This is a genomic window from Micromonospora cathayae, from assembly GCF_028993575.1.
GTDB lineage: Bacteria > Actinomycetota > Actinomycetes > Mycobacteriales > Micromonosporaceae > Micromonospora > Micromonospora cathayae.
Genome location: NZ_CP118615.1, coordinates 6,248,206 through 6,272,517 on the forward strand (window position 1 = coordinate 6,248,206; position 24,312 = coordinate 6,272,517).

General features: G+C 72.8%; 19 protein-coding genes. 8 read left to right on the plus strand and 11 right to left on the minus strand.

What is annotated here, in order from left to right:
- Positions 1-3 precede the first annotated feature (3 nt).
- From PVK37_RS27415 to PVK37_RS27430, 4 genes are read left to right on the plus strand one after another with little or no spacing between them, the layout of a single operon-like run.
- Positions 4-1,758 carry a nitroreductase family protein gene (locus tag PVK37_RS27415; protein WP_275030715.1) on the plus strand — a complete coding sequence of 585 codons (1,755 nt, stop codon included), beginning with the start codon at positions 4-6 and terminating at the stop codon, positions 1,756-1,758.
- Positions 1,759-1,795: 37 nt separating this feature from the next.
- Positions 1,796-4,558: a lantibiotic dehydratase gene (locus PVK37_RS27420; protein ID WP_275030716.1), complete on the plus strand. Its 2,763-nt coding sequence runs from the start codon at positions 1,796-1,798 to the stop codon at positions 4,556-4,558.
- Entirely contained in the window at positions 4,555-5,631 is a 1,077-nt protein-coding gene (locus tag PVK37_RS27425; protein ID WP_275030717.1) for a thiopeptide-type bacteriocin biosynthesis protein, read from the plus strand. Before PVK37_RS27420 ends, PVK37_RS27425 begins: the two co-directional genes overlap by 4 nt.
- Complete coding sequence (locus PVK37_RS27430; protein ID WP_275030718.1) at positions 5,628-6,902, plus strand: hypothetical protein; 1,275 nt, start codon at positions 5,628-5,630, stop codon at positions 6,900-6,902. Before PVK37_RS27425 ends, PVK37_RS27430 begins: the two co-directional genes overlap by 4 nt.
- 88 nt (positions 6,903-6,990) lie before the next feature.
- On the opposite strand, the gene PVK37_RS27435 is transcribed toward PVK37_RS27430, so the two are convergent.
- From PVK37_RS27435 to PVK37_RS27445, 3 genes are all read right to left on the minus strand, one after another.
- On the minus strand, positions 6,991-7,695 hold the full coding sequence (locus tag PVK37_RS27435) for a cellulose binding domain-containing protein (protein ID WP_275030719.1): 705 nt from the start codon (positions 7,693-7,695) through the stop codon (positions 6,991-6,993).
- 130 nt (positions 7,696-7,825) lie between these two features.
- Entirely contained in the window at positions 7,826-8,215 is a 390-nt protein-coding gene (locus PVK37_RS27440) for a hypothetical protein (RefSeq protein WP_275030720.1), read from the minus strand.
- Between the two features lie 37 nt (positions 8,216-8,252).
- Positions 8,253-9,062 carry a hypothetical protein gene (locus tag PVK37_RS27445; RefSeq protein ID WP_275030721.1) on the minus strand — a complete coding sequence of 270 codons (810 nt, stop codon included), beginning with the start codon at positions 9,060-9,062 and terminating at the stop codon, positions 8,253-8,255.
- Positions 9,063-9,079: 17 nt separating this feature from the next.
- Between PVK37_RS27445 and PVK37_RS27450 the strand changes: the two genes are divergently transcribed.
- The 4 genes from PVK37_RS27450 to PVK37_RS27465 all read left to right on the plus strand — a co-directional run bounded on the left by PVK37_RS27450 (position 9,080) and on the right by PVK37_RS27465 (position 14,038).
- Positions 9,080-9,268, plus strand: a complete 189-nt coding sequence (locus PVK37_RS27450; protein WP_275035346.1) for a hypothetical protein — start codon at positions 9,080-9,082, stop codon at positions 9,266-9,268.
- 143 nt (positions 9,269-9,411) lie between these two features.
- Positions 9,412-9,963: a GNAT family N-acetyltransferase gene (locus tag PVK37_RS27455; protein WP_275030722.1), complete on the plus strand. Its 552-nt coding sequence runs from the start codon at positions 9,412-9,414 to the stop codon at positions 9,961-9,963.
- A 394-nt stretch (positions 9,964-10,357) separates the two neighbouring features.
- Positions 10,358-10,981, plus strand: a complete 624-nt coding sequence (locus PVK37_RS27460) for a C39 family peptidase (protein ID WP_275030723.1) — start codon at positions 10,358-10,360, stop codon at positions 10,979-10,981.
- Between the two features lie 225 nt (positions 10,982-11,206).
- Complete coding sequence (locus PVK37_RS27465) at positions 11,207-14,038, plus strand: aconitate hydratase (protein WP_275030724.1); 2,832 nt, start codon at positions 11,207-11,209, stop codon at positions 14,036-14,038.
- Positions 14,039-14,093: 55 nt separating this feature from the next.
- On the opposite strand, the gene PVK37_RS27470 is transcribed toward PVK37_RS27465, so the two are convergent.
- From PVK37_RS27470 to PVK37_RS27505, 8 genes are all read right to left on the minus strand, one after another.
- Entirely contained in the window at positions 14,094-14,708 is a 615-nt protein-coding gene (locus PVK37_RS27470) for a hypothetical protein (protein ID WP_275030725.1), read from the minus strand.
- A 265-nt stretch (positions 14,709-14,973) separates the two neighbouring features.
- Complete coding sequence (locus PVK37_RS27475) at positions 14,974-17,190, minus strand: pectate lyase family protein (protein WP_275030726.1); 2,217 nt, start codon at positions 17,188-17,190, stop codon at positions 14,974-14,976.
- Between the two features lie 408 nt (positions 17,191-17,598).
- Entirely contained in the window at positions 17,599-18,195 is a 597-nt protein-coding gene (locus PVK37_RS27480) for a GTP-binding protein (RefSeq protein WP_275030727.1), read from the minus strand.
- On the minus strand, positions 18,176-18,562 hold the full coding sequence (locus PVK37_RS27485; RefSeq protein ID WP_275030728.1) for a DUF742 domain-containing protein: 387 nt from the start codon (positions 18,560-18,562) through the stop codon (positions 18,176-18,178). The genes PVK37_RS27480 and PVK37_RS27485 overlap by 20 nt, the downstream gene beginning before the upstream one ends.
- A gap of 6 nt (positions 18,563-18,568) precedes the next feature.
- Positions 18,569-18,994, minus strand: a complete 426-nt coding sequence (locus PVK37_RS27490; protein WP_275030729.1) for a roadblock/LC7 domain-containing protein — start codon at positions 18,992-18,994, stop codon at positions 18,569-18,571.
- Between the two features lie 94 nt (positions 18,995-19,088).
- Entirely contained in the window at positions 19,089-21,671 is a 2,583-nt protein-coding gene (locus PVK37_RS27495; RefSeq protein ID WP_275030730.1) for a nitrate- and nitrite sensing domain-containing protein, read from the minus strand.
- Positions 21,672-21,769: 98 nt separating this feature from the next.
- Complete coding sequence (locus tag PVK37_RS27500; RefSeq protein WP_275030731.1) at positions 21,770-23,422, minus strand: prenyltransferase/squalene oxidase repeat-containing protein; 1,653 nt, start codon at positions 23,420-23,422, stop codon at positions 21,770-21,772.
- Complete coding sequence (locus tag PVK37_RS27505; protein WP_275030732.1) at positions 23,419-24,309, minus strand: terpene synthase family protein; 891 nt, start codon at positions 24,307-24,309, stop codon at positions 23,419-23,421. Before PVK37_RS27505 ends, PVK37_RS27500 begins: the two co-directional genes overlap by 4 nt.
- Positions 24,310-24,312: the final 3 nt, after the last annotated feature.

The window sequence follows — 24,312 nt, forward strand, 5'->3', positions numbered from 1 at the left end:
GTCATGCACTCCGAGGCCGTCACGGTCATCCGGGACTACACCGAGGCGGTGTTCCGGCGGGCGCGGGTACCGATGGAACCGCTGAACTTCGTGGTGGACTGGGCCGACCAGCCGTCCCGGCACACGTCCTACCCGGGCGCGCCCCGGCTGCCGCTGCCCGCCGACCCGCCGGAGCTGCCCACCCTGCGGCAGCTGTTCACCGGCACGGACCTGCCGGCCGCCGAGGGTTGGACGCTGCCGTCGCTGGGCGCCCTGCTGCGGCTGTCGTACGGGGTGCTCGACCGGCGGATGACGATCAACTGGAACCAGGACATCGGCAAGCGGGCGCACTTCGAGCACGCGGTCTGGGGTCGCGGCACCGCCTCCGGGGGTGGCATGTACCCGGTGGAGCTGTACCTGGTGGCCGGGGCGTCCGGCCCGCTGCTGCCCGGCGTGTACCACTACCACACCGGCCAGCACGTGCTGGAACGGTTGCTGGTCGGCGACGTCGCCGACACCGTACGGGCGGCCCTGGCCGGCCCCGGCCGCACCGGCGACGGCACCACGGCCGAGGACGCCGGTGACGGGGCGGACACCTTCCTGCTGGCCAGCATCAGGTTCTGGAAGAACGCGTTCAAGTACAACAGCTTCTGCTACCACGTGGTCACCCAGGACCTCGGGGCGATGCTCGGCTCCTGGGACCTGCTCGCGCCGGCCCTGGGCGCGCCGCTGCGCCGGCACCTGGCCTTCGACCCGGCCCCGGTGGACCGGCTGCTGGGCTTCGACAGCGACGCGGAGAGCGTCTTCGCGGTGGTCCCGGTCCGGTGGCGCGACGCCGGCCCGGCCGCGACCCGACCCGACGCCGCCGGAGGCACCGCCGCCCGGCCTGACGCCGCCGGCACCGCCGCCCGGCCCGCCGCCGGAAGCGCCGCCGGGCCGGACGACGCCCGTACCGCCGCCGGGTCGCAGCCGGCCGGACCGGGCGATGTACGCGTCCGGCACACCCCGTTCGAACGGTCCCGGACCGTCGTGGAGTTTCCGCAGGTCACCGCCGTGCACCGGGCGGCGGCGACGAACACCGCCGCCGGCCCGGCGGCGGTCGCCGCCGCGTCACCGGTCGACCTGCCCGGCGAGCCGATCGGGCTGCCCGCCCCGCAGCTCGACCGGCTCGACCGTCCGCTGTCGACGGTGCTGGCCGCCCGGCACTCCAGCTTCGGCCGGTTCCGCCGCCCACCGGACCTGACCGCCGCCGAACTCGGCACCACGCTGGCCTTCGCCGCCGTCGGCGGACACCACCCGTCCGACGTGAAGGGCCCGGACGGCGGCCCGGGGCTGACCCGGCTGTGGGTCTTCGCCAACCACGTCGACGGGCTCGCCACCGGCGGGTACGCGTACCACGCCGACCGGCACGCGCTGCTGCCCGCCGGGGCGGAACCCGAGGGCGGCATGTCCGCCTTCCTGCAACAGCAGTACTTCCTGACCAACTACACGATGGGGCAGGTCGGCGCGGTGCTGGCGATCTCGGCCCGCCCGGACGCCGTCCTCGACGCGTTCGGTCCGCGCGGCTACCGGATCCTCAACGCCGAGATCGGCACCGTCGCCCAGCGGGCGTACCTGTCGGCCACCGCGCAGCGGCTCGGCTGCGGGGCGGTGCTCGGCTTCGACAACGTCGCCATGAACACCGTGCTGGGGCTGGACGACACCGACGAACGCACCGTGCTGTTCCTGCTCCTCGGGCGGCACCCCGAGGCGACCGCCGACCTGGCGTACCGGCTGTGACGCTCCCAGCCGGCGCCGACGTACGAAGGAGAAACCCGTGACGGTGACCCTGCCCGCCCCCTCGGTACGCCCGGTGTCCTGGCGGATGCCCGAGGTGTTCATGCTGCGCACCGCCGGACTGCCGATCGAGGTCGCCGACCGGCTCGCCTTCGACCGCACCGCCGCCTGGGCCCGCCGGATCCTCGACCTGGAGGAGCTGCTGCGCGAGCGCGGCCGGGAACTCGCCGACGCCCTCGGCGAGGCGGTGGCCCGCAACCTGACCGACGACGACGGGCTGCGGCAGAAACTGATCCGGCTGCGGCGGGACGTGTTCAACCTACGTCAGCCCCGCCCGGCCGACCCGGCGGCCTGGCCGGCCGACCGGCTCGGCGCGGACACCCACCGGATGCTCACCGCCTGGCTGGCGACCTGGACGACGTACCGGGAGGAGCTGGCCGCCGGGCCGGCGGTGCTGGACGCCGAACTCGTCGACCGCCGCGCCACGCTACGGGACCTCGCCGCCGACCCGGACCTGCGCGGCGGCATCCTGCTCGCCTCCCCCTCGCTGGACCAGTACCTGCCCGGCTACCTCACCGCCGGGGCGAAACTGGGCAAGCGGGCCCGCCGGGTCGAACGGTCGTTGCTCGAGTACGCCTTCCGCACCGCCTGCAAGACCAGCCCGTTCAGCCGGCTGACCACGGTGAACGTCGGTACCCTCGCCAACGGCACCGGTACCCTGCTCGGCGTCGACCCGGTCCCCGGAGCGCCCAAGCGCGGCAGCGCCCGGCTCAACCTGGCCGCCCTGGGCCGGCTGTCGGCGATCGTGCTGGCCGACGAGACGCTCCGCGCCGACCTGCCGGTCGCCGTCACCACCGGGTGGCGCATCGAGCACGGCCGGCTGCGTTACCTGCGCCGCCGCCGCACCGCCTCCGAGGACGGCGACGCCGCGATCACCCTGGAGTCCATCCACGAGTCGCTGTTCGTGCTGCCCACCGGGCGGATGCTGCACGACATCCTGGCCGCCCTCGACCACGGCCGGGTGGTCCGGCTGGCCGACCTGGTCACCGAGCTGGCCGTGGACGGCCGGCCGGCCGCCGAGGTCGAGCAGTACCTGCACCACCTGCTCCGGGTGGGCCTGCTGGTGGTGCCGAACCTGCACCTGGACATCCACGCCGACGACCCGGTCGACGGGTACCGGGCCGCGCTGCGCGCCGTCGGTCGGGGCTGGGCGGACCGGCTCGCCGACCGGGTCGACACCGCCAACCGGCTCGCCACCGGCTACCCGGCGCACGACGTGGACGGTCGCCGCCGCACCCTGGCCGCGATCCGCGACGAACTCGCCGCCGCCCACGCCGACCTGGGACGCGCCGACATCCCGGCCCCCCGCACCCTGCTCTACGAGGACGCCGCCCTGGTCACCCGGGAACCGGTCACCGCCGACCGGGACCGCTGGGCCCGGGAGGTCATCCCCGGCCTGACCGCGTTGGCGAAGATCATGCCGGTGTTCGACGTCAACCTGCCCCGCCGGCTCGCCACCAAGGGTTTCTTCCGGGCCCGGTACGGCGACGGCGGGCGCTGCGACGACCTGCTCACCTTCGCCCACGAGTTCCAGCAGGACTTCTTCGAGCACTACACCGGCCGGATGATGCGCCGCCGCGCGTTCGACGCCGACAACACCTACGTCCGGCAGGAGAACTGGTTCAAGCAGTCGGAGATCACCGCGCTGGACGACGCCCGGCTGGAGGTGGCCCGCCGGATGAACGAGGCGTACGCGGCGCTGCCGCCGGACGCCGAGGAACTCGTCCTCGACGGGTCGTTCATGGCCGACGTGGCCGCCATGGTGCCGGAGACCCTCGGCGTGCTGGACCCGCGCTCGTTCTTCCTCCAGTTCGCCGACCAGGGGGACCGGCACCGGGTGGTGGTCAACCGGATCTACTCCGGGATGACCCTGCTGTTCTCCCGGTTCGCGCACCTGTTCGCCGGGGAGGAGCTGGCCGACCGGCTCCGCGCCGAGCTGACCCGGCTCGCCCCGCCCGGCGCGGTGCTGGCCGAACTCAAGGGCGGGTACGACGCCACCAACCTGAACCTGCACCCCTCGGTCACCCCGTACGAGCTGGTCTGCCCGGGTGAGATCAGCTTCCGGCCGGCCGCCGAGCAGATCCGGATGGACGACCTGAGCGTCGAACACGACCCGGAGACGGACCGGCTGCTGCTGCGCTCCCGCCGGCTCGACGCCGAGGTGATCCCGGTGTACCTGGGCTTCCTGCTGCCGATGGCGTTGCCCGAGGTGCAGCAGGTGCTGCTCACCTTCGCGTACCTGGGGATGGCCCAGCCGGACCTGTGGGCCGGCACCACCGTCCCGCTGCCCGGCACCGGCATGGTCGGCTATCCGCGCATCGTGCACGGCGACCTGGTGCTGCAACGACGGATGTGGAAGCTGCACCCGGACTTCCTGCCCGCCGCCCGTACCCCGGACCAGAGCGAGGCCGACTGGTTCCTGCGCTGGCAGCGCTGGCGGCGGGAGAACCGGCTGCCCCGGCGGGTGTTCGCCACCCCGGAGGGCGGCCGGCTCACCCCGGCCACCGACGACGGCGCGCCGGCCGGGGCCCGCCCCGACCACAAGCCGCTGTACGTCGACTTCGACAGCCTCTTCTCGGTGCAGTTGCTGGACGCCACCGCCCGCGGCGCGGGCAGCCGGCTGGTGCTCACCGAGATGCTGCCCGACCGGGACGAGCAGGTGCTGCGCGGTCCCGCCGGCACCCACGTCACCGAACTGACCGTCGAACTCAACGGCGTACGAGCCGGAGAGGTGGAGCAGTGACCGAGTTCCCGTCGCCGACCGACCACGGCTGGCTCAGCGTGCACGTCTTCTACGCCAGCAACGCCAACCCGATGCTGGTCGAGGGGGTCCGGCCGCTGGTCGACGCGCTGCGCGCCGAGGGCCTGATCAGCCGGTACTTCTTCATCAAGTACTGGATGGAGGGGCCGCACGTGCGGCTGCGGGTGCTGCCCGCGCCCGGCGTCGACCCGGCGCTGGTGCGGGCCCGGGTGGACGAGGCCATCGCCGCGTTCCTGCGCCGCCGCCCCGCCCTGTACGAGGTGGACAGCGAGGGGCTCGGCGGCCTGTACAAGCAGATGTACCTGGCCGAGTACGGCCAGGACCGCTGGGACGCCGAGTACGGCGCGGACGGCGTGATGCCGATGCGGGCCAACAACAGCGCCCACCACATCCCGTACGAGCGGGAGTACGGCCGGTACGGCGGCCCGGCCGGCATCGAGCTGGCCGAGTGGCACTTCGAGCACTCCAGCGACGTGGTGCTGGACCTGCTCGCCACCACCAACGTGCACGTACGGCCGGTGCTGCTCGGGCTCTCCACCCAGCTGACGACGATGATGTGCGCGGCGTTCCTGGCCGACGACGCCCGGATCGCGCACTTCCTCGACGAGTACCGCAAGTTCTGGGAGGTCTCGTACCAGGAGCCGAGCGACGACTACCACCACAGCTTCGACAGCAGCTACGCCAAGATGGACGCCACGCTGCGGGAGCGGCTCGCCGGCATCCGGGCCGCCGCCCGGGACCCGCAGCTGCGGGTCACCGGCATCGAGGGGCGCTGGCTGGCGCACTGCCGCGAGCTGCGGGCCCGGGTGGTGGCCGCCACCGAACGGGGCGACCTGGTGTTCCAGCGCGGCGGTGCCGAGCCGACCCCGGTGACGGACCTGGACGCGGCGATGGCGATCCTGCTCAGCTCGTACGTGCACATGACCAACAACCGGCTGGGCGTGAGCATCCTCGACGAGATCTACCTGTCGTACCTGATCCGCACCGCCCTGCTGGACGACCTGGCGGCGGCCGAACCCCCGGCCGGCGAGCCCGCACCGGTCGGTGCGCGGTGACCACGGTCGAACAGACCTGGACCCGGCCCCGGCTGCGGTCCGGTGTGGTGCTCGGCCCGGGGCAGTGGCGCGGCGAGAAACTCGTCCACCACGTGAAGGACCCGGAGACCGGCTGGTACTACCGGGTCGGGCCCCGGGAGCACTTCCTGCTGGCCCGGATGGACGGCACCCGCACCCTCGACGAGCTGGCCGCCGCGTACGCGGCCGAGTTCGGCCGGCAGCTCGGCCCGGCCAACTGGCAGCAGCTGTTCGCCATGCTGCACCGACGGCAACTGCTCGACGGCGCGACCGACCCGGCGGAGATCGCCCGGCTGACCGCCACCGCCGCCGAGAGCAAGGCGCAGGCCAAGCGGGGGCCGCTGTCCGCCCGGTTCCCGCTGTTCGACCCGGAGCGACTCTTCGACCGGGTACTGCCCGCGCTGCGCCCGGTGTTCAGCTGGTGGTTCGTGGTGCCCGCGCTGGCCGCGGTGCTGGCCCTGACCGGGTACGTGGCGCTGCACCTGACGGAGCTGTCCGAGGCGGTCACCGGTGGCCGCCGGCCGGTCGCCGCGATCGTCGCCGCCGTGCTGATCACCTGGTCGATCGTCTTCCTGCACGAGTGCGCGCACGGCCTGGCCTGCCGGCACTTCGGCGGGCGGGTCACCGAGATCGGGGTGATGTGGCGGTTCCCGATCGTCGCCCCGTACTGCAAGGTGGACGACGTGGTGCTGTTCACCCCGCGCCGCCGGGTGGCGACCGCGTTCGCCGGGATCTTCGTGAGTCTGCTGGCGCTGCTGCCGTTCGCGGCGGTCTGGCTGTGGGCCGCCCCCGGGGTGCTGCGCGACCTGGCCGCCACGATCCTGCTGTTCGGCACCGCCGCCGCGCTCATCGGGCTGGTGCCGTTCCTGCGGCTGGACGGCTACTACATGCTCAGCCACGCGCTGAACCTGGTCGACCTGCGCACCGACGCGTACCGGTTCTGGGGTCGGCTGCTGCGCGGCGGCCCGCGGGCGGTCGCCGGCTACCGGTCCCGGGACCGGGTCGCCTACGCCGGATACGGGTTGGCTTCGCTGGTGTTCGGGGTGACCCTGCTGGTGCTGCTGGTGCGCTACTGGTACGAGTCGCTGGCGACCTGGGTGGGGCCGTTCTGGTCGGTCACCATCCTGGCCGTGGAGGCGGTGCTGGCGGTGGGCGCGCTCGGCTGGCTGCACCGGCGGCGCAGCCGGAACGCCACCACCACCGACACCGGTACCGTCACCGCCCCGGGCCCGGAGGCGACCGCCGGCGCGTGAACGCGGACGGCCGTGAGCATGGACCGTCGTGAACCCCGGGCGGGGGTGAACACGGCCGTGGCGGGCGTGCGGGTGGGTGGATGGGGCGTCAGAGGCCGGCGCAGGTGGCCCCGTCGACGGTGCACTCCTCCGGACGGGTGGCCCGCCCGGTGCCGTCGACGTGGAACCGCAGCGCCGCCGAGGCGCCGGGCGCAAGGTCGGCTCCGCTGGTGAACGTGTACCGCCCACGGGAACCGGAGACGCCGGGCCGGGCCCCACCCTCCACCCAGACCGCCACCAGGCGGCTGCCGGGCACCGCCACCCGCACCGTCCAGTCCTGCGGCCGGTCGGACACGTTGGTCACCCGTACCTCGCCGATGAACGCGTCATGGTAGTCGTCCACCAGCCGGTACGCTCCCGCCACCACGACCGCCGTGGTGGTCGCCGTGGTGGCCGGACCGGCCGGCGCGCCCGGGGTCCCGACGGTGGTACGTGGACGGTCGCTGGCCGAGGGGCTCGGGGTCACACTCCGGGTCACCGTCGGGGTGACCGACGGCGATTCGGACGGGCTCGGCGACCGGGCCGGCGTCGTGGCCGGCGGCGTCCCGCCCTTGCGGACGCCCAGCGACGGTGACGGCAGCACCGGCAACGGTACGGTCGGCAACGGCGGGCCGGGGTCGGCGACCGGTCGGCTGCCGGAGACCGCGCCGAGGGCGACCGCCATCAGCACCACCATCACCAGGACACCGACCGAGACCACGATCCACGGCGAGCTGACGCCACCGGCCCCCCGCGCACGACGACTGCCGGCCATGTTCCTCCCCCTGTCGGTCCCGACGGCCGAGCCTAGTCACCAGGACCAACACCGGAAAGTGTCCGGTACGTCACCGGATCCACCGGCCGGGACGACGAACGCCGCCGGTCGGCTGTCGACCATCCGCCGCTCAGCCGGACCGGATGACGGTGCAGATGACCAGACCGTCGTCGCTGCCGCGCAGCAGGTACCGGTAGCGTTCGCCGGGCACCGCCCGGCCCTCGCTGTCCAGGAACTCCCACTCCACCGCCACCATGGTCAGCAGCTCGGAGAGCGGCGCGACGTCCTGGATGAGCGCGTTCGCCGCCACCAGCTCGCGTTCCTGGTAGTCGGGCGCGGCACCGACGAAGGAGAGCGCCACCGCGGCCGGGGAACTGAACGAGAAGCTGTAGGTGTCGGCGACCACCAGCCCGGGCAGGGCGTAGCAGCCGGCGATGGCGGGCAGGTCGCCGGCGGTCAGCGCCACGCCGTACCGGTCGAAGAATTCGGTGAGCGTGTCGAGATCGGTGGAGGCGGTCACGGCGACAGCAGTTGCCGGTCGGCGACCGGGGCAAACCTCAGCGCGCCGGGATCCGTACCTCGATCTCCGCGCCGAGGGTGGCGCCCCCGGTGAGTCCCAGGTCGTCGCCGCTCCAGAACCGTCCCGGGTCGTACCAGTTGGGCCGGCGGCCGGCCGGGAGCAGCCCCATCGCCTCGTAGGTCACCGCGACCACCTCCGCGCAGTACGCCGTCTCCAGCGTCCGGTCGCCAGCGGTGCCGGTGGCGGCGTCCGTGCCGGTGGCGGCGTCGGTGCCGGTGGCGGCGTCGGTGCCGGTGGCGGCGTCGGTGCCGGTGGCGGCGTCGGTGCCGGTGGCGGTGGTCCCCCGGCCCGGGGTGGACGCGGGCGCGGCGGCCCGGCGTCGGCTGGCTCCTCGGAGCGGCCCCGGCAGCGGCGGGCGGGGGATCGCCGGGACCCGGCCCCGCAGCCAGCGCCAGGCGAGCTGGGCGGTGGACGGAAACGGCGTGCCGTCGAGCCGGGCGATGGTGCGCAGCACCGCGTCCTCCAGCTCCGGGCCGACGGACGGTTCGAGCTGACGCAGCCAGGCACGCTGGCCGTACCGGTTCGCCCAGACGCAGACCGCGTCCCGCAGGTCGTGCAGCTGCACCCCCCGCTGGTGCGTGCCGGACCACATGTCGGGCAGAGACCGGCCCAGCTCCGCGTGCCACATCAACGGCGGCAGGTCCTCCAGCACCACGGCCATGCCGACGTGGTTGACCGGGCTGTTGGTGGTGAGCTGGATCGCCCGGTCGGGGACGCTGCGTCCCCGGAACACCCACAGGTCCCCGGTGCGGGTCAACTCGACCGCCTGGTCCAGGCTGATGCTCATGCGCTTACCCTAGGCGGATGCGGCAACGGATGCAGTGGTGGAAGCTCCTCGGGCTGGCCGGTGTGGTGGGCGTCGCGGCGACGGGCGCGGTGATCGCCCGGGCCGAGCGGCGGCGGCGGGCGTACACCCCGGAGGAGATCCGGGCCCGGCTGCGCGACCGGCACACGCGGGCGGCCGAGGACGCCGGGAGCGCCGACCCGGCCTGAGCGTCCGGTTGGCCGGCCGGGACGCCCGGGTGGGGCGACGACGGGGTTCCACAGTGTCGCCACCGGTGGACGTCACCCCGCCCCGAGATCATCCCGGCTAGAGTCCGTGGTGGACGTTCGGTACGTATCCCGGAGGCGCGGTCGTGTTCTCTCTTCCCCTCACCGACCGGGCGTCCCTGCATCCGCTGGAACCGTGGCAGGCCGAGGAGTTCGCCGCCTTCGTCGAGCGGGCCCGGCCGCATCTGGCCCCCTGGCTGCCCTGGGCGCGCAGCATCACCGACGTCGCCGGGGCGCGTGGGTTCCTCACCCGGTACGCGGACGGGCAGGCTGGGGACATCCGGCGCATCTACGCCATCCGGTCGGACGGCGAGATGGTGGGGGGCACGCTGTTCCGGGTCTTCGACGTCGACCAGGGGGTCTGCGAGATCGGGGTCTGGTTGGCCCCTGAGGCGTCCGGTCAGGGCCTGGTCACCCGGGCCGTCCGGATCATGATCGACTGGGCGTTCCGGGACCGTGGCATGCACCGGGTGGAGTGGCGGGTCGTGCCGCACAACGAGCCGAGCCGGGCGGTGGCCCGCCGGCTGGGCATGACCCGGGAGGGCGTGCTGCGGCAGTCGTTCCTGTTCGGCGGCGAACGCCTCGACGTCGAGGTGTGGTCGCTGCTCGCCCCCGAATGGCCGGTCACCACCGGCTGACCCCGAACAGCCGGTCACCACCCGTTGACCTGAAGGGCCGGTCACCGCCGGTTGACCCGAATGACCGGATCGGCGGCGTCCAGCCCTGTCCGGTTGGGGGGCTGATGTCCGGATATCCGGCCCCGGTCGCGGGCCGCCAGCCGGAATGACCCGCCCCCCGGACCGGTTGTACATGGTCCAGACGCGAGCACCAGGCCCCCACCCCCGCAGCGCGACCACCCCCCGAGGGTGGAATGCGCGCCGGCCCGGACTCGTTACACCCTCCCGACGCCCCGAGCACCCCGGCGTCACCCCGACCTTCCCCCCGCGCCACCCAGCGGTCCCCCACCCCGGGGTCGACCCCAACCGCGCGGGCATCCCCCCGGCACCACCCCCGACGGAAGAGGGAGTCACCATGACCACCATCATCCGTAAGACCGCACTCACCATCGCCGGCACCGCCATCATCGGCGGCGCCATCGCCGCCCCCGCCGCCGCCTTCGCCGGCAGCCCCACCACCGACCGCCCCAACGGCGGCCGGGAACTGAGCATCCGCTACGAAGCCCAGCCGAACTTCTACTACTGCGGACCCGCCGCCGCCCGTAACGCCCTCACCGCCATCGACAAGAACCCCAGCGTCGACGAAGCCGCCCGACACATGGGCACCACCGAAGCCGGCACCAACTCCGCCACCGACATCACCCGGTACCTGAACACCGAAACCGGCAACAAGTACCGCACCATCGAGATCCCCACCCCCAAGGCCGACGACAAGCAGACCGACACCCTCCGCACCGACATCACCAAGACCGTCGACGACGGACGCGCCGTCGTCGCCAACATCGCCGGCACCACCACCGACACCAACGGCACCCCCCACTCCTTCGAAGGCGGCCACTACATCAGCGTCGTCGGCTACCGCGACAACGGCCACACCGTCAAGATCGCCGACTCCGCCAACCCCAACCAAGCCAGCTACTGGATCACCACCGACAACCTCGCCGACTGGATCGCCACCCGCGGCTACTCCACCAGCTGACCCCGAACACCAACCCACCACGGGCCGGCCCCCACCACCAGGGGCCGGCCCGTCGCCGTCCGTGGTCGTCCGGGGTCGGCGTCCCGAGAGCTGACACCAGGTTGCGCCAATAGCAAGACGGACGTACGGTTTGTACGAACGCGGAATCGCTGGTAAGTGTCGCCTAACTCGGGCGGCCCTCCGGCGGGTGCGACAGACTGCTCAGGACTACTCACGGTCGCTGGTGTGAAGGAGTACGACGTGGCGAGCCTCGACACCTTCGGTGCGAAGACCCAGCTACGCGTCGGAGACGCGAGCTACGAGATTTTCAAGATCAGTAAGGTGGACGGCCACGATCGGCTGCCCTACAGCCTGAAGATCCTGCTGGAGAACCTGCTACGGACCGAGGACGGCGCGAACATCACCGCCGACCACATCCGGCAACTCGGCGCGTGGGACCCCACCGCCGACCCCAGCGTGGAGATCCAGTTCACCCCGGCGCGGGTGCTGATGCAGGACTTCACCGGCGTACCGTGCGTGGTCGACCTGGCCACCATGCGGGAGGCCGTGCGCGACCTCGGCGGCGACCCGACCAAGGTGAACCCCCTCGCCCCGGCCGAGCTGGTCATCGACCACTCGGTCATCGCCGACCTGTTCGGCCGCGAGGACGCCTTCGCCCGCAACGTCGAGCTGGAGTACGAGCGCAACAAGGAGCGCTACCAGTTCCTGCGCTGGGGGCAGACCGCGTTCAACGAGTTCAAGGTGGTCCCGCCGGGCACCGGCATCGTGCACCAGGTCAACATCGAGTACCTGGCCCGGACCGTGATGGAGCGGGGCGGCCAGGCGTACCCGGACACCGTGGTCGGCACCGACTCGCACACCACCATGGTCAACGGCCTGGGTGTGCTGGGCTGGGGCGTCGGCGGCATCGAGGCCGAGGCCGCGATGCTCGGCCAGCCGGTCAGCATGCTCATCCCCCGGGTGGTCGGCTTCAAGCTGCACGGCGAGATGCCGGCCGGCACCACCGCCACCGACCTGGTGCTCACCATCACCGAGATGCTGCGCAAGCACGGCGTGGTCGGCAAGTTCGTCGAGTTCTACGGCCCCGGCGTGAGCGCGGTGCCGCTGGCCAACCGGGCCACCATCGGCAACATGTCCCCCGAGTACGGCTCCACCGTCGCGATCTTCCCGATCGACGCGGAGACCGTCCGCTACCTGGAGCTGACCGGGCGGGACCCGCAGCAGGTCGCGCTGGTCGAGGCGTACGCCAAGGAGCAGGGCCTCTGGCACGACCCGGCGGCCGAGCCGGACTACTCCGAGCGCCTGGAGCTGGACCTGGGCACCATCGAGCCGTCGCTGGCCGGCCCGAAGCGCCCGCAGGACCGGGTGCCGCTGGGCAACGCCAAGACGCTGTTCCGCTCGGCGCTGACCGACTACGTCACCGACAACGGCACCGGCGCGACCGGCCCCGCGCAGCCCGCGCCGAAGGGCCGCGCCGACGAGGCCAGCGCCGAGTCCTTCCCGGCCAGCGACTCCCCCGCCGTGGACGGCGCGAGCGACCCCGCCGACGCCCCGCGCGAGCTGGTCAACAGCGCGGTCGGCTCGGGCGGCCGGGCCAGCAACCCGATCCGGGTGACCGGGGCCGACGGCACCGAGTTCGAGCTGGACCACGGCGCGGTGGTGATCGCCGCGATCACCTCCTGCACCAACACCTCCAACCCGCAGGTCATGATCGGGGCGGCGCTGCTGGCCCGCAACGCGGTGGAGAAGGGCCTGGCCCGCAAGCCGTGGGTGAAGACCACCCTCGCTCCCGGCTCGAAGGTGGTCATGGACTACTACGAGCGGGCCGGCCTCACCCCGTACCTGGAGAAGCTCGGCTTCCACCTGGTCGGGTACGGCTGCACCACCTGCATCGGCAACTCCGGCCCGCTGCCGGAGGAGGTCTCCGCCGCCGTCAACGAGGCCGACCTGGCGGTCGTCTCGGTGCTCTCCGGCAACCGGAACTTCGAGGGCCGGATCAACCCGGACGTCAAGATGAACTACCTGGCGTCCCCGCCGCTGGTGGTGGCGTACGCGCTCGCCGGCACCATGGACATCGACCTGGCCAACGAGCCGATCGGTGAGGACAGCCAGGGCAACCCGGTGTTCCTGCGGGACATCTGGCCGAACAGCGCGGAGATCCAGGACGTCATCGCCTCGGCGATCGGCGCGACCGGGTTCAGCGCGGCGTACGCGGACGTCTTCGCCGGTGACGAGCGGTGGCAGTCGCTGCCCACCCCGACCGGGGACACCTTCGCCTGGGCGGGCGAGTCGACCTACGTCCGCAAGCCCCCGTACTTCGAGGGCATGGCGAAGGACCCGCAGCCGGTCGGCGACATCGCCGACGCGCGGGTGCTGGCGAAGCTGGGTGACTCGGTGACCACCGACCACATCTCCCCGGCCGGCTCGATCAAGGCGGACTCCCCCGCCGGCAAGTACCTCGCCGAGCACGGTGTGCCGCGCCACGAGTTCAACTCGTACGGCTCGCGCCGGGGCAACCACGAGGTGATGATCCGGGGCACCTTCGCCAACATCCGGCTGCGCAACCAGCTCGTTCCCGGGGTGGAGGGTGGCGTCACCGTCAACCACCTGACCGGCGAGCAGACCTCCATCTACGACGCCTCGGTGGCGTACCAGGAGGCGGGTGTCCCGCTGGTCGTGCTGGCCGGCAAGGAGTACGGTTCCGGGTCGTCGCGGGACTGGGCGGCCAAGGGCACCATGCTGCTCGGCGTCCGGGCGGTCATCGCCGAGTCGTACGAGCGGATCCACCGCTCCAACCTGATCGGCATGGGCGTGCTGCCGTTGCAGTTCCCGGCCGGCGAGACCGCCGACAGCCTGGGCCTGACCGGCACCGAGACCTTCTCGATCGCCGGGGTCACCGCGATCAACGACGGCGAGACCCCGCGCACCGTGCGGGTCACCACCGACAGCGGCGTGGAGTTCGACGCCGTGGTCCGGATCGACACCCCGGGCGAGGCGGACTACTACCGCCACGGCGGCATCCTGCAGTACGTCCTGCGCCGGATGATCGCCAGCTAGGTTCCCGGCTGACCGGAGGGGCCCTGCGCGGTCGCGCAGGGCCCCTCCGCGCTGCTCAGGTCCAGCGGATGGAGCTGGCCTCGTCGTCGAGGACGCCGAGGTAGTCGTCCAGCCAGGTGAACGGGGTCGACGCGCCGCCCCAGCCGCGGTGCTCGAAGAGGCTCAGCCAGCAGTTCCCGCCGGCGAGGAACGAGCCGATCTCGTCGTTCCAGTGTTCCGGGGTGATCAGTTCCACCTGCCAGTCGAGGTCGGAGGTCGGTCCGGTGCAGCCGGACGGGGCGCTGTAGGTGAGGGTGCCGCCGTCGTAGTCCCGGTCCTCGTACATGGTGCCGATCGTGGTGGCCGCCGCCGTGACCCCGTCCCGCTTCACCGGGGTCGCCGCCGCCAGCCGTCGCCGCAGGGTGGGATCCGCCGCAGCGGCCCGGGCGTCCTGCGGCGCGTCGGTGATCCGGCCGGCGGTGGCCACCGCGATGGCCGTCCGGAAGCTGGTGTAGCAGGTCATCTTCGCGGTGGACACGTCCACCACACAGTGTCGGTCGGTCCCGGCTGCTGCCGGACGCTGGCCCGGCCCGGCTGCTGCGGAACGCTGGTCGGCTGCGGCCGGCGACACCGCCGACCCGATCCCCAGCACGACCAGCACGGCACCGGCCGCGATCCGTCGACCTCGCATCTGCCCTCCCCTGGTGTACGGCGACCCGTGGTGGGGCCGCCGAACATCAGGGTCGGCCCGACGACCCCCGTCCGACGAGATCCCGGAGGGCGGACGAACGGGGGCAGGGGACGGCCAGCCGCAGGCGGGGACGGGGACGGGACGGGGCGGGGACGGGGCGGGGACGGGGACGGGGACGGGGACGGGGACGGGGACGGGGACGGGGACGGGGACGGGGCGGGTGGGCCGGTGTCGGCCCACCCGCCCGGGTGGTTCTGCCTGCCGATCAGATCCGGCCGACGCCCGCGCCGGCGGTCACCAGCGCCGGCACCGTCGACGCCGGGTCGAGGGTGTACGGGTAGTAGGTGCGCGGCTCGACCACGGTGCCGCTGGTCTCCGGCGTACCGGAGTTGACGTAGACGTTCTGCCGTTCCACCGCCCGTCCCGGGTCGCTGTCGGCATACCCGCTGGCGGAGTACATCGGGTAGGGCACGTCCTTGAAGTAGTTCCCCTCGACCAGCACACCGGCGTTCATGGTGGAGGCGACCGCGTAGAGCGCATTGCCGAGGAAGTAGTTGTTGTACACGTGCACCGGCTCACCGAACCGGACCCGGGGGTGCCGCTGCCGGCTGTTGTCGAAGAAGTTGTGGTGGATGCTGACCTTCAGGTGACCGATGTCGGTGGATCCGGAGCCGTCGGAGTGCCCGATCAGCATGCTCTTGTCGGAGCGGTCGAAGTGGTTCCAGGAGACGGTCACGTAGTCCGCGCCCCGGACGATGTCGACCGAGCCGTCCACCGCGCCGGCGAACCGGTTGTGGTCGATCCAGATGTGGTGCGAGTTCTGTCCGACGTTGATCGCGTCGTCCTCGGCGTCGGTGAAGTTGATGTTGCGGACGATAACGTTGTACGACCGGTAGAAGTCCAGCCCACCCCCGGTGATCTCGGCGTTGCCGACCCCGATGATGGTCTTGTTCGGGCGGACGCCCTGCTTGCTGGTGATGGCGATCCGGCCGGTGACCTGGATGATCAGCGGGCCGACGGTGTCGATGTACTCCAGGAAGTCGGCGGCGTTGGTCGCGGTGACCACCGGCCCGCCCACCCCGCCGGTGGTGCCGTTCTGGCCGAGGGTGTTCAGGGCGGCGAAGCCGTCCGGCTGGGCGGTGATGCCGGGGCCGGCGGTGGTGGCCAGGGTCGCCGTGCCGGTCGAGCCGGGGCTGATCTTCCCGACCCCGGCGCCGGCCGGGACGATCGTCGGCACCTGCGCCGCCGGGTCCAGCGTGTACGGGTACCACCCACGCGGGTCGGGTACGGTCCCCCGGGTCTCGATGGCGTGGTTGCAGTCGACCAGGATGTTGCCCCGTTCGACGATCCGGCCCAGCGGCCCGCTGAACTCGACCCGGCCCGGGTTGTTGACGCTGTAGAAGTAGTTGTTCTCCATCAGCACGGCGGAGTCGTTGGTGGACGCCACCCCGTAGCTGTTGTCGTAGTAGTAGTTGTTGTAGACGTGCGCCAGCGCGGAGAACCGTACCCGGGGGTTGCGCTGGTCGGAGGCGTTGAACCAGTTGTGGTGGTAGGTCACCCGGAGCCGTCCGGCGTCCTGGGCGGCGTTGTCGTCGTCGTGGCCGAGCAGCAGGGTCTTGTCGTGGTCGCGGAACTGGTTCCAGGAGACCGTGACGTAGTCCGAGCCGCGCTTGATGTCCACCGCGCCGTCGTCGCCGTTGGAGAACTCGTTGTGGTCGATCCAGATGTGGTGCGAGAACATCTGGACGTTGATCAGGTCGTCGGTGGCCCCGGTGAGGTGCAGGTTCCGGATGATGATGTTGTGCACCGCGTTCGCCGGTGGTGCGGTGACGTCGTCGTCCACCGGTACGCCGATGTTGAGCCCGCCGCCGGAGAGGGTGGCGTTCGCGCCGAGACCGACGATGGTCTTGTCCGAGGCGACGTTGTGCATTCCGTCGTTGGTGCCGGTGGGCAGGGCGATGGTGCCGGAGACCTGGACGACGTACGGCCCGGGGCGGGAGATGTAGTCCAGGAACTGCGCGGCGCTGCTGACGGTGACGACCGGCCCGCCAGCCCCGCCGGTGGTGCCGTGCTGGCCGAGAGCGTTGACGCTGGCGAAGCCGTCGGGGGTGACGGCGGCGGACGTGGGTGGCTGCGCGGTGGCGGCGGACGTGCCGGGCTGCGCAACGACGGACGCGGGCGGCTGCGCGGCGGAACTGGCGGGCTGCGCGGCGGAGGTGGCGGGCTGCGCGGCGGAGGTGGCGGGCTGCGCGGCGGAGGTGGCGGGCTGCGCGGCGGAGGTGGCGGGCTGCGCGGCGGAGGTGGCGGGCTGCGCGGCGGAGGTGGCGGGCTGCGCGGCGGAGGTGGACGTGGGCGGCTGCGCGGCGGGTGCCGCGACGGCGGGCTGGGGCAGGGCGGCGGGCAGGGCCAGGGCGGTGATCAGGCCGGCGGCGGCGTGCTGCCGCCAGCGGTGCCGACGCGACGGTGGGCGGGTGGTGGTCACGGGGGTTTCCGCCTTTCGTAGGGCGGACGGCCAGGCGGTGCGGACGCGACGGGTACGGCGGGACGGTGCCGTCGACCGGTCCGGGACGGGACGGTCCGGTTGCGGGTCTGGCGGTCCGGCAGGGTGGTGACCTACGATCTGGAAAGCGCTTTCCCCGCCCATGCTAGGAACCCACATCGACACATGTCAACAAATAGGCGGACTGGCGTCGTCCTCCGACGGAACCGGCGTCGCCGCACGGACACACCCAGCGTCACCGCCCAGAGGCACCAGCATCACCGCGCGGACGGACCCGGCATCACCGCACGAAGGCGCCCAGCGCCAGGATCCGGCGTCACCGCACGGACGACAGGAACCCCGGTGCCCGGGTGGGGCACCGGGGTCGGCACACCGGCGGAAGGCGCGGGGTCAGCCGGCCGTGCGCCTCGCGTCCCGGGTCTTCATCGCGTGCTCCAGCATGGTGATGAGCACCTCCTTGCTGGACTGCCGCTGCCGGGCGTCGCAGAGCAGTACCGGCACGTCCGGGTCGAGGTTGAGCGCCGCCTGCACCTCGTCGAGGCGGTACTGGCGGGCCCCCTCGAAGCAGTTCACCGCGACCACGAACGGGGTGCCCCGCCCCTCGAAGTAGTCGATCGAGGGGAAACAGTCCGCCAGCCGACGGGTGTCCGCCAGCACCACCGCGCCGATCGCCCCGAGCGCCAACTCGTCCCAGACGAACCAGAACCGGTCCTGGCCGGGCGTGCCGAACAGGTAGAGCACCAGGTCGTCACTGATGGTGATCCGACCGAAGTCCATCGCCACCGTCGTGGTGGACTTGTCCTCCACCCCGGACAGGTCGTCGATCCCGACACCGGACTCGGTGAGCACCTCCTCCGTCCGCAGTGGACGGGTCTCGCTGACCGCACCCACCATGGTCGTCTTGCCCACGCCGAAACCGCCCGCGATCAGGATCTTGATCGCGGTGGGCACCGTTCCCGCCGGCCGCTCAGAGGGCTCGTAGTCCATTGATAACCGCCTCGAAAATACTGTCGTCGGGAAGGTCGGCGGTGGGCCGCGGTTCGCGTACCTGCACCAGGTTGCGGGCCACCAGGTCGCCGAGGAGCACGCGGATCGTACCCACCGGCAGATCGAGATGCGCCGCGATCTCCGCGACCGACTGCATCCGTTGACAGAGCCCGATGATCGCCAGGTGCTCCGGCCCGAGACCCACCTCCGGTGTGACGTCCGACTGGACCGCCGTCACCAGGGAGATCAGGTCGAACGTGCCGGTCACCGGTCGGGCCCGGCCGCGGGTCACCGCGTACGGGCGCACCACCGGTCCCGCGTGGTCATCCACCCACTGCTCTTCCACAGGCCCCCCGGTAACGGTCATGACGCGCTACTTCTCGACAGTGGCCGACTGATCGGGAAGCCGGGACGGCGACGCCACGTACTTGCCGACCCGGGTCACCAGCATGGCCATCTCGTACGCGATCAGCCCCACGTCGGCGTCCTCCGACGCGAGCACCGCCAGACAGGCGTTACGGCCGGCCGCCGTCACGAACAGGAACGACGACTGCATCTCGATGATGGTCTGCTGCACCTGCCCGCCACCGAACCGCTTCCCCGCGCCCCGGGCCAGGCTCTGGATGCCGGCCGCCATCGCCGCCAGGTGCTCGCCGTCGTCCCGGCTCAGCCCCCGAGACGAGGCCATCAGCAGGCCGTCTGTGGAGAGAGCGATAGCGTGTTCGGCCTGCTTGACCCGGCCGACCAGATCATCCAACAACCACGTCAGGTCGGCACTCGAAGCCGTCTTCTGCGCCACTCGTCGTCCTCTTCTCCCCCGGCTCGTCGCCGTGCTTGTCTGGGGCTGACCTCGGTCACCGGCCCGGCGGGGGTCCACCCGCCGCCGGCCCCACTCACGTCGCTTGCGAATCCTCGTCGCCCGGACCATCCGCCTGCTCCGGGCCACGGGCCGGGCCACCCAGCAGCCGGGCCGCGTCGGTGCGACCCCGCCGGGTGCCGGTCTGGTACGAACTCATCATCCGCCGCACCTGCTCGGGTGGGCGTACCGCCTCGTCGTCGTCCCCGGCGTCCACGGTGGCCGCTTCCTCGCGCAGCTCCGGGGCGAGGTTCGCCTGCCGGACCCGGAACGGCAGGCCGGACCCCGTCCGGGGCAGCTCGTCCCGGGGGGTCGGCCCCCCGGCTGCCGTCGGCGCGGCGTCGGGAAGGGCACCGGCCGCCCCCGGCCCGGCCGGCTCGGTGCGCGGACCGGCCGTCCCCGGTTCGGTGCGCGGCACGGCCACCGGCAGCCCGGTGGGGAACGTCGGACCGTCCAGGGCCGCCTGATCCGACCAGCGGCGGGGTCGGGTCGGCAACCCGGACCCGCCCTCCTCCGCCGGGGTGTCCTGCGGGCTCCGGGGCCGCTCCAGCGTGGTGCGTACCCGGGTGGGCAACTGGTGCGGCACGCCGTCGCCGTCCGCGTCCGGCCGGGTGGCCGGCGCCGGCTCGGCCGCCGCCACCGGCCCGACCGGGCGCGGCGCGGGCCGCTCGCCGCCGGGGCCGGTCGGTGCCGGGTCCGCCGGCCCGGCCGGACCGGACCGGGCCCCGGTCGGCTCCTCCTCGCCGGTGGTGACCAGCGCCATCGGGATCAGCACCACCGCCGTGGTGCCGCCGTACGGGGACTCCTTCAGGTGCACCCGGATGCCGTGCCGCTCGGTCAGCCGGCTCACCACGTACAGGCCGAGTCGGGTGGCGTTGGCGAGGTTCAGCTCCGAGCGGTCCACGATCCGGTCGTTGGCGGCGGCGAGGTCCTCCTCGCTCATGCCCAGACCGCGGTCCTCGATCTCGATCACGAAACCGTTCGCGACCAGCTGCCCCCGGACCTCGACCGTGGTGTGCGGCGGCGAGAAGGAGAGTCCGTTCTCGATCAGCTCGGCGAGCAGGTGGATGATGTCACCCACCGCGCGGCCGGCCAGCGCGACCGGCCCCAGCGGCAGCACGTTGACCCGGGTGTAGTCCTCCACCTCGGCCACCGCGCCCCGGACCACGTCGACCATCGGGACGTTGCGCCGCCAGGCCCGGCCCGGCGTGGAGCCGGAGAGCACGATGAGGTTCTCCGCGTTGCGTCGCATCCGGGTCGCCAGGTGGTCGACCCGGAACAGGTCCTCCAGCTCCTCGGCGTCGTTCTCCCGCCGTTCCATCGCGTCGAGCAGGGTGAGCTGCCGGTGCACCAGGGCCTGGGTACGCCGGGCCAGGCTGAGGAAGACGTCCCGGACGTTACGCCGCAGCTCGGCCTGCTCGACGGCGGTCCGGACGGCGGTCTCCTGCACGACGTTGAACGCCTGCCCCACCTGGCCGATCTCGTCGTCGCCGAACTCCAACGGTGGTGCCTCGGTGGCCACGTCCACCTCGTCGCCGCGACCGAGCCGGTCGACCACGTTCGGCAGTCGTTCGTTGGCGAGCTGGAACGCGGCCTCCCGCAACCGTTCGAGCTGACGCAGCAGGGACCGGGCCGTGGTGATGGAGACGATGATCGAGGCGACCACGGCGAGCAGACCCAGACCGGTGGCGAGCACCAGCCGGACGACCACGCCGATGGCGACCGGGGTGGCCCGGTCGACCACGTCCTCACCGCCGGCCCCGACCACGTCGTTGAGCTGCTGCAACGCCGGGTCGACGGCGGCCCGCCAGGCGTCCGTCTCGACCGGGGCGCGGGCCTCGGTGTTCCGGGCGGTGATCACCTGGTCCTCCAGGGCGCGCAGCCGCTGGAAGGCGTCGCCCTCGGACATCTGCCGGTACCGGTTGCGGTCCGCTCCCGGCAGCGCGGCGATGCTGTTCGCGGCGGTGTACCGCTGCGCCCCGACGAGCTGCGCGAACTGGGCCTGCTCGGCGGCGATCACCCGGCCGGCGGCGAGCGCGCCGGTGAGCAGCGCGTCCCCCTGGGACAGCAGCTCCCGGGAACGGTTCAGCTCGATCAGAGCGGCCGTGTCGTGGGCCACCTGCCGGTCGTCGAGGCCGCCCAGCTCGTCGTAGAGCCGGAAGATCGAGTCGACCACGTCCACGTAGGCGTCGAGGGTCGCGGTGCGGTCGATGCTCTTGTCGTCGATCGCCGACCGGGTCCGGGAGAGCGCGTCGAGCCCGGTGACGACGTCGTTGATGGCCCGCTCGACCTGGGTGCTCGCCGAGATGTCGGTCCGCCAGTGCACCGCCGACTCCTGGAACGCCCGGGCCAGTTCGTCGGTACGCTGCCGCTCGGTACGCAGTTCGTCGAGCTGTCCGGTCTCCGGCCGCCCCAGGTAGGCCAGCGACAGCCGGCGTTCCTTCTGGAGCTGGAGCAGCAGGGGTTCACTGGGCGCGAAGACCCGGCTGTTGAGGGTCTGCACCCCGAGCAGGTTGAAGCCGTCCCGGACGGTCACCCACGCCGCGAAGGCCCAGAGCGCAACGAGCGACGCGAGCAGTGCGATGACTTTGGTACGGAGATTCGTACTGCGGGAACCCATTACACCGTCCTGGCCGGGTATTCGATAGACGTGCCCGAGCGCGGGCGGTCGACGCACCGATCGACCCCGGCGCACGCTAGCAGCGTCGGGAGGTTCACTCAAGCGATCCTGATCATGGCGCTCCGGAGGGGCGGCTCCGGGTCTCCGGGATCCGCGCTGCCCACGGGGCGGCCGAGCCAGGTCGCGGCGAGCACCGCCGCGCGGACGATCAGTGACGGACGGTACAGATCCTTGTCGTGCCAGAGCGCCGGTCCGTCCTCCACGGACTCCACCGTGGACAGCCATCGCCGCCCCCGGTCGACGGCCTGCGCGGTGGCCGGGGTCGAGGTGGCCCCGGCGACGCAGAGCACCTGGAGCGCGTAGGCGGTCTCCTCGGCGGTGCCGCCCCAGCGGCCCCACGAGCCGTCCGCGTGCTGGCCGGCCAGCACCCAGCGCACCGCTCGCTGCACCGCCGGGCCCACCGCCGGGCCGACCCCGTAGTCGTGCAGGGCGAGCACCGCGCACCAGGTGGCGTAGTACGGCGAGGCGTGCCAGCGGTCGGAACACCAGGAGCCCTCGGCCTCCTGGCGGTCGGCCAGCCAGGCGCTCAGCCGGTGCACCGCCGCGGCGAGCCGGGCCCGGTCCGCGCTCGGCACCGTACCGCCGTCGCCGGTGGCCGGCCCGGGGTGCCGCAGGTGCCAGCCCAGGGCGTCCAGCACGTGCGCGTTGGTGGTGATGGACGCGCCGTCCTCCCCCGGCCAGGTGCAGAAGTGTTCACCGGTGTCGAACGACCACAGGCTCGACGGGTCCACCGGCTGCCCGCTCGTCGCCAGGGCGTACAGCGTCACCGACGTGGTGTCGGCGTCCGCCGGCAGACCCGGCGCGGTGGCCGTGCCGGTCGGACCGAGGGTGTCCCGCAGACCGGCGAGGACGGTGGCCGGCACCGGCACCGGCAGGCCGGCACGGATCAGCGTACTGACCACCCAGGACCGTTCGAAGACGCTGATCGGGCTGGTGCAGGGCACCGGGCCGCCGTACTGCCGGACCACCGCCTCCAGGTACCGCCGGGCGACGTCGGTGCCCGGGTCGGGCGTACCGAGCCAGGCGGCGGTGGCCGCGGGCGAGGCCCCGACCGTGCCCGGCCCGACCGGTGCCACGCCGGCCGCCCGGTGCGCCGCCGGGCCGGTGACCTCCAGGGCGTGCAGCAGCTTCTCCGGCAGCGGATGCCCCGACGCCAGCGCCGCGCGGACCCGCTCCAGCCGGGTCCGGCGCAGGCCGGGCGGCAACGGCGGAGCGGGCACGTCCCGCCACGCCTCCAGACCGGCCACCGGGGTTTCCCGCAGCGCCGCCAGGTGGGCGGCGAGCGCCTCCACCAGCGCCGGCACGATCAGGTCGACGGCCGGCATGTCCGGCAGCCGGGACGCGTCGAGCGTGGCGAGCCGGTCCCGTAGGAAGACCAGCCCCCGGTCGACGGCCGCGACGGCGCCCTTGGCCAGCGGCTCCGCCACCGCGTCGAGGTCGCCCCGGCGCAGCGCGGCGAGCAGCCCCTCGGTGGCGCTCAGCGTGGGCACCAGCGCGTACCCGTCGTCCGGGCCACCCCAACCGCCGTCCGGGCGCTCCGCGTCGAGCAGGTGACGGATCCGCTCGACGTGCAGCGTCAGCCACGGCGAGAGGCTCACCAGGCGGCCCGTCTCGTACACCGACACCGAGGACCGCCCGGTCGGGGTCCTGGTCATCTCGTCGACCAGGCTCCGGGCGGCGGCCACGGTCACCGGGCCCCCCAGAAGTCCGTGGAACGGTAGAAGCCGCTGCTGAAACCGATCTGCCGGGCCAGGTAGGTGGCCTGGCGGGGGCAGCTGCCGGTCAGCGGGGCCAGCAGGTCCCGGCAGCGCTGCACCAGCGCGTCGATGCGCTGCTCGACCTCGGCCCGGTCGGCGACCAGCATGATCGCGTTGAGGTCACCCCACTCCAGGTCCCGCCGGTACGTGCCGAGGTCGTTGACCAGCCGCAGCACCCGCTGCACCTCGTCGCTGGCGGTGATCAGCTCGGGCAGCAGCCGGTGCGTCTGCTCGTCCCCGGTGTGGATCCAGTGCGCCACGTTGACCACCGTGCAGGCCAGGTTGTCGGCGTTGGCGAGGTACTCGTCGAAGGTGGGCAGGGTGCCGTTGAGGTCCTGCCGGGCGGATTTCCAGTCCCACTCCACCGCCATCGCGGTGACGGTCCGGTGCACCGCCGCCCGCCAGGTGGCGTGCAGCCGCGGGTAGGCCGGCGCGGCCGCCAGCTCGGCGCAGAGTTCGGCGAGGAACCGGCCGAGCGCGTCGTCCGGCGCGGGGGTGGCCCCGTCGACCACGGCGAGGCTGCTCTCCACCAGCCGGTCGATCTCCAGGCGGGACTTCGCCAGGTAGTCCACCTGCCAGTCCAGCGCGAACCCCCACAGCACCGCCCGGTTGGTCACCCGCAGTTCCTCCACCGTGCACCAGGGCGCGCCGAAGGCGATGGCGAGGGCGATGTTGCTGAACAGGGCCCCGTCGAACGGTGCCCCGGAGAACAGCTCCGGGTACGCGGCGGCGCGTTTCGCCAGGTCACGCTGTCCCTGGGCGGCCAGGGCACAGATCCGTCCCTGCTCGACGGCGTTCGATACGTGGGCGTCGGTGTCCACTTG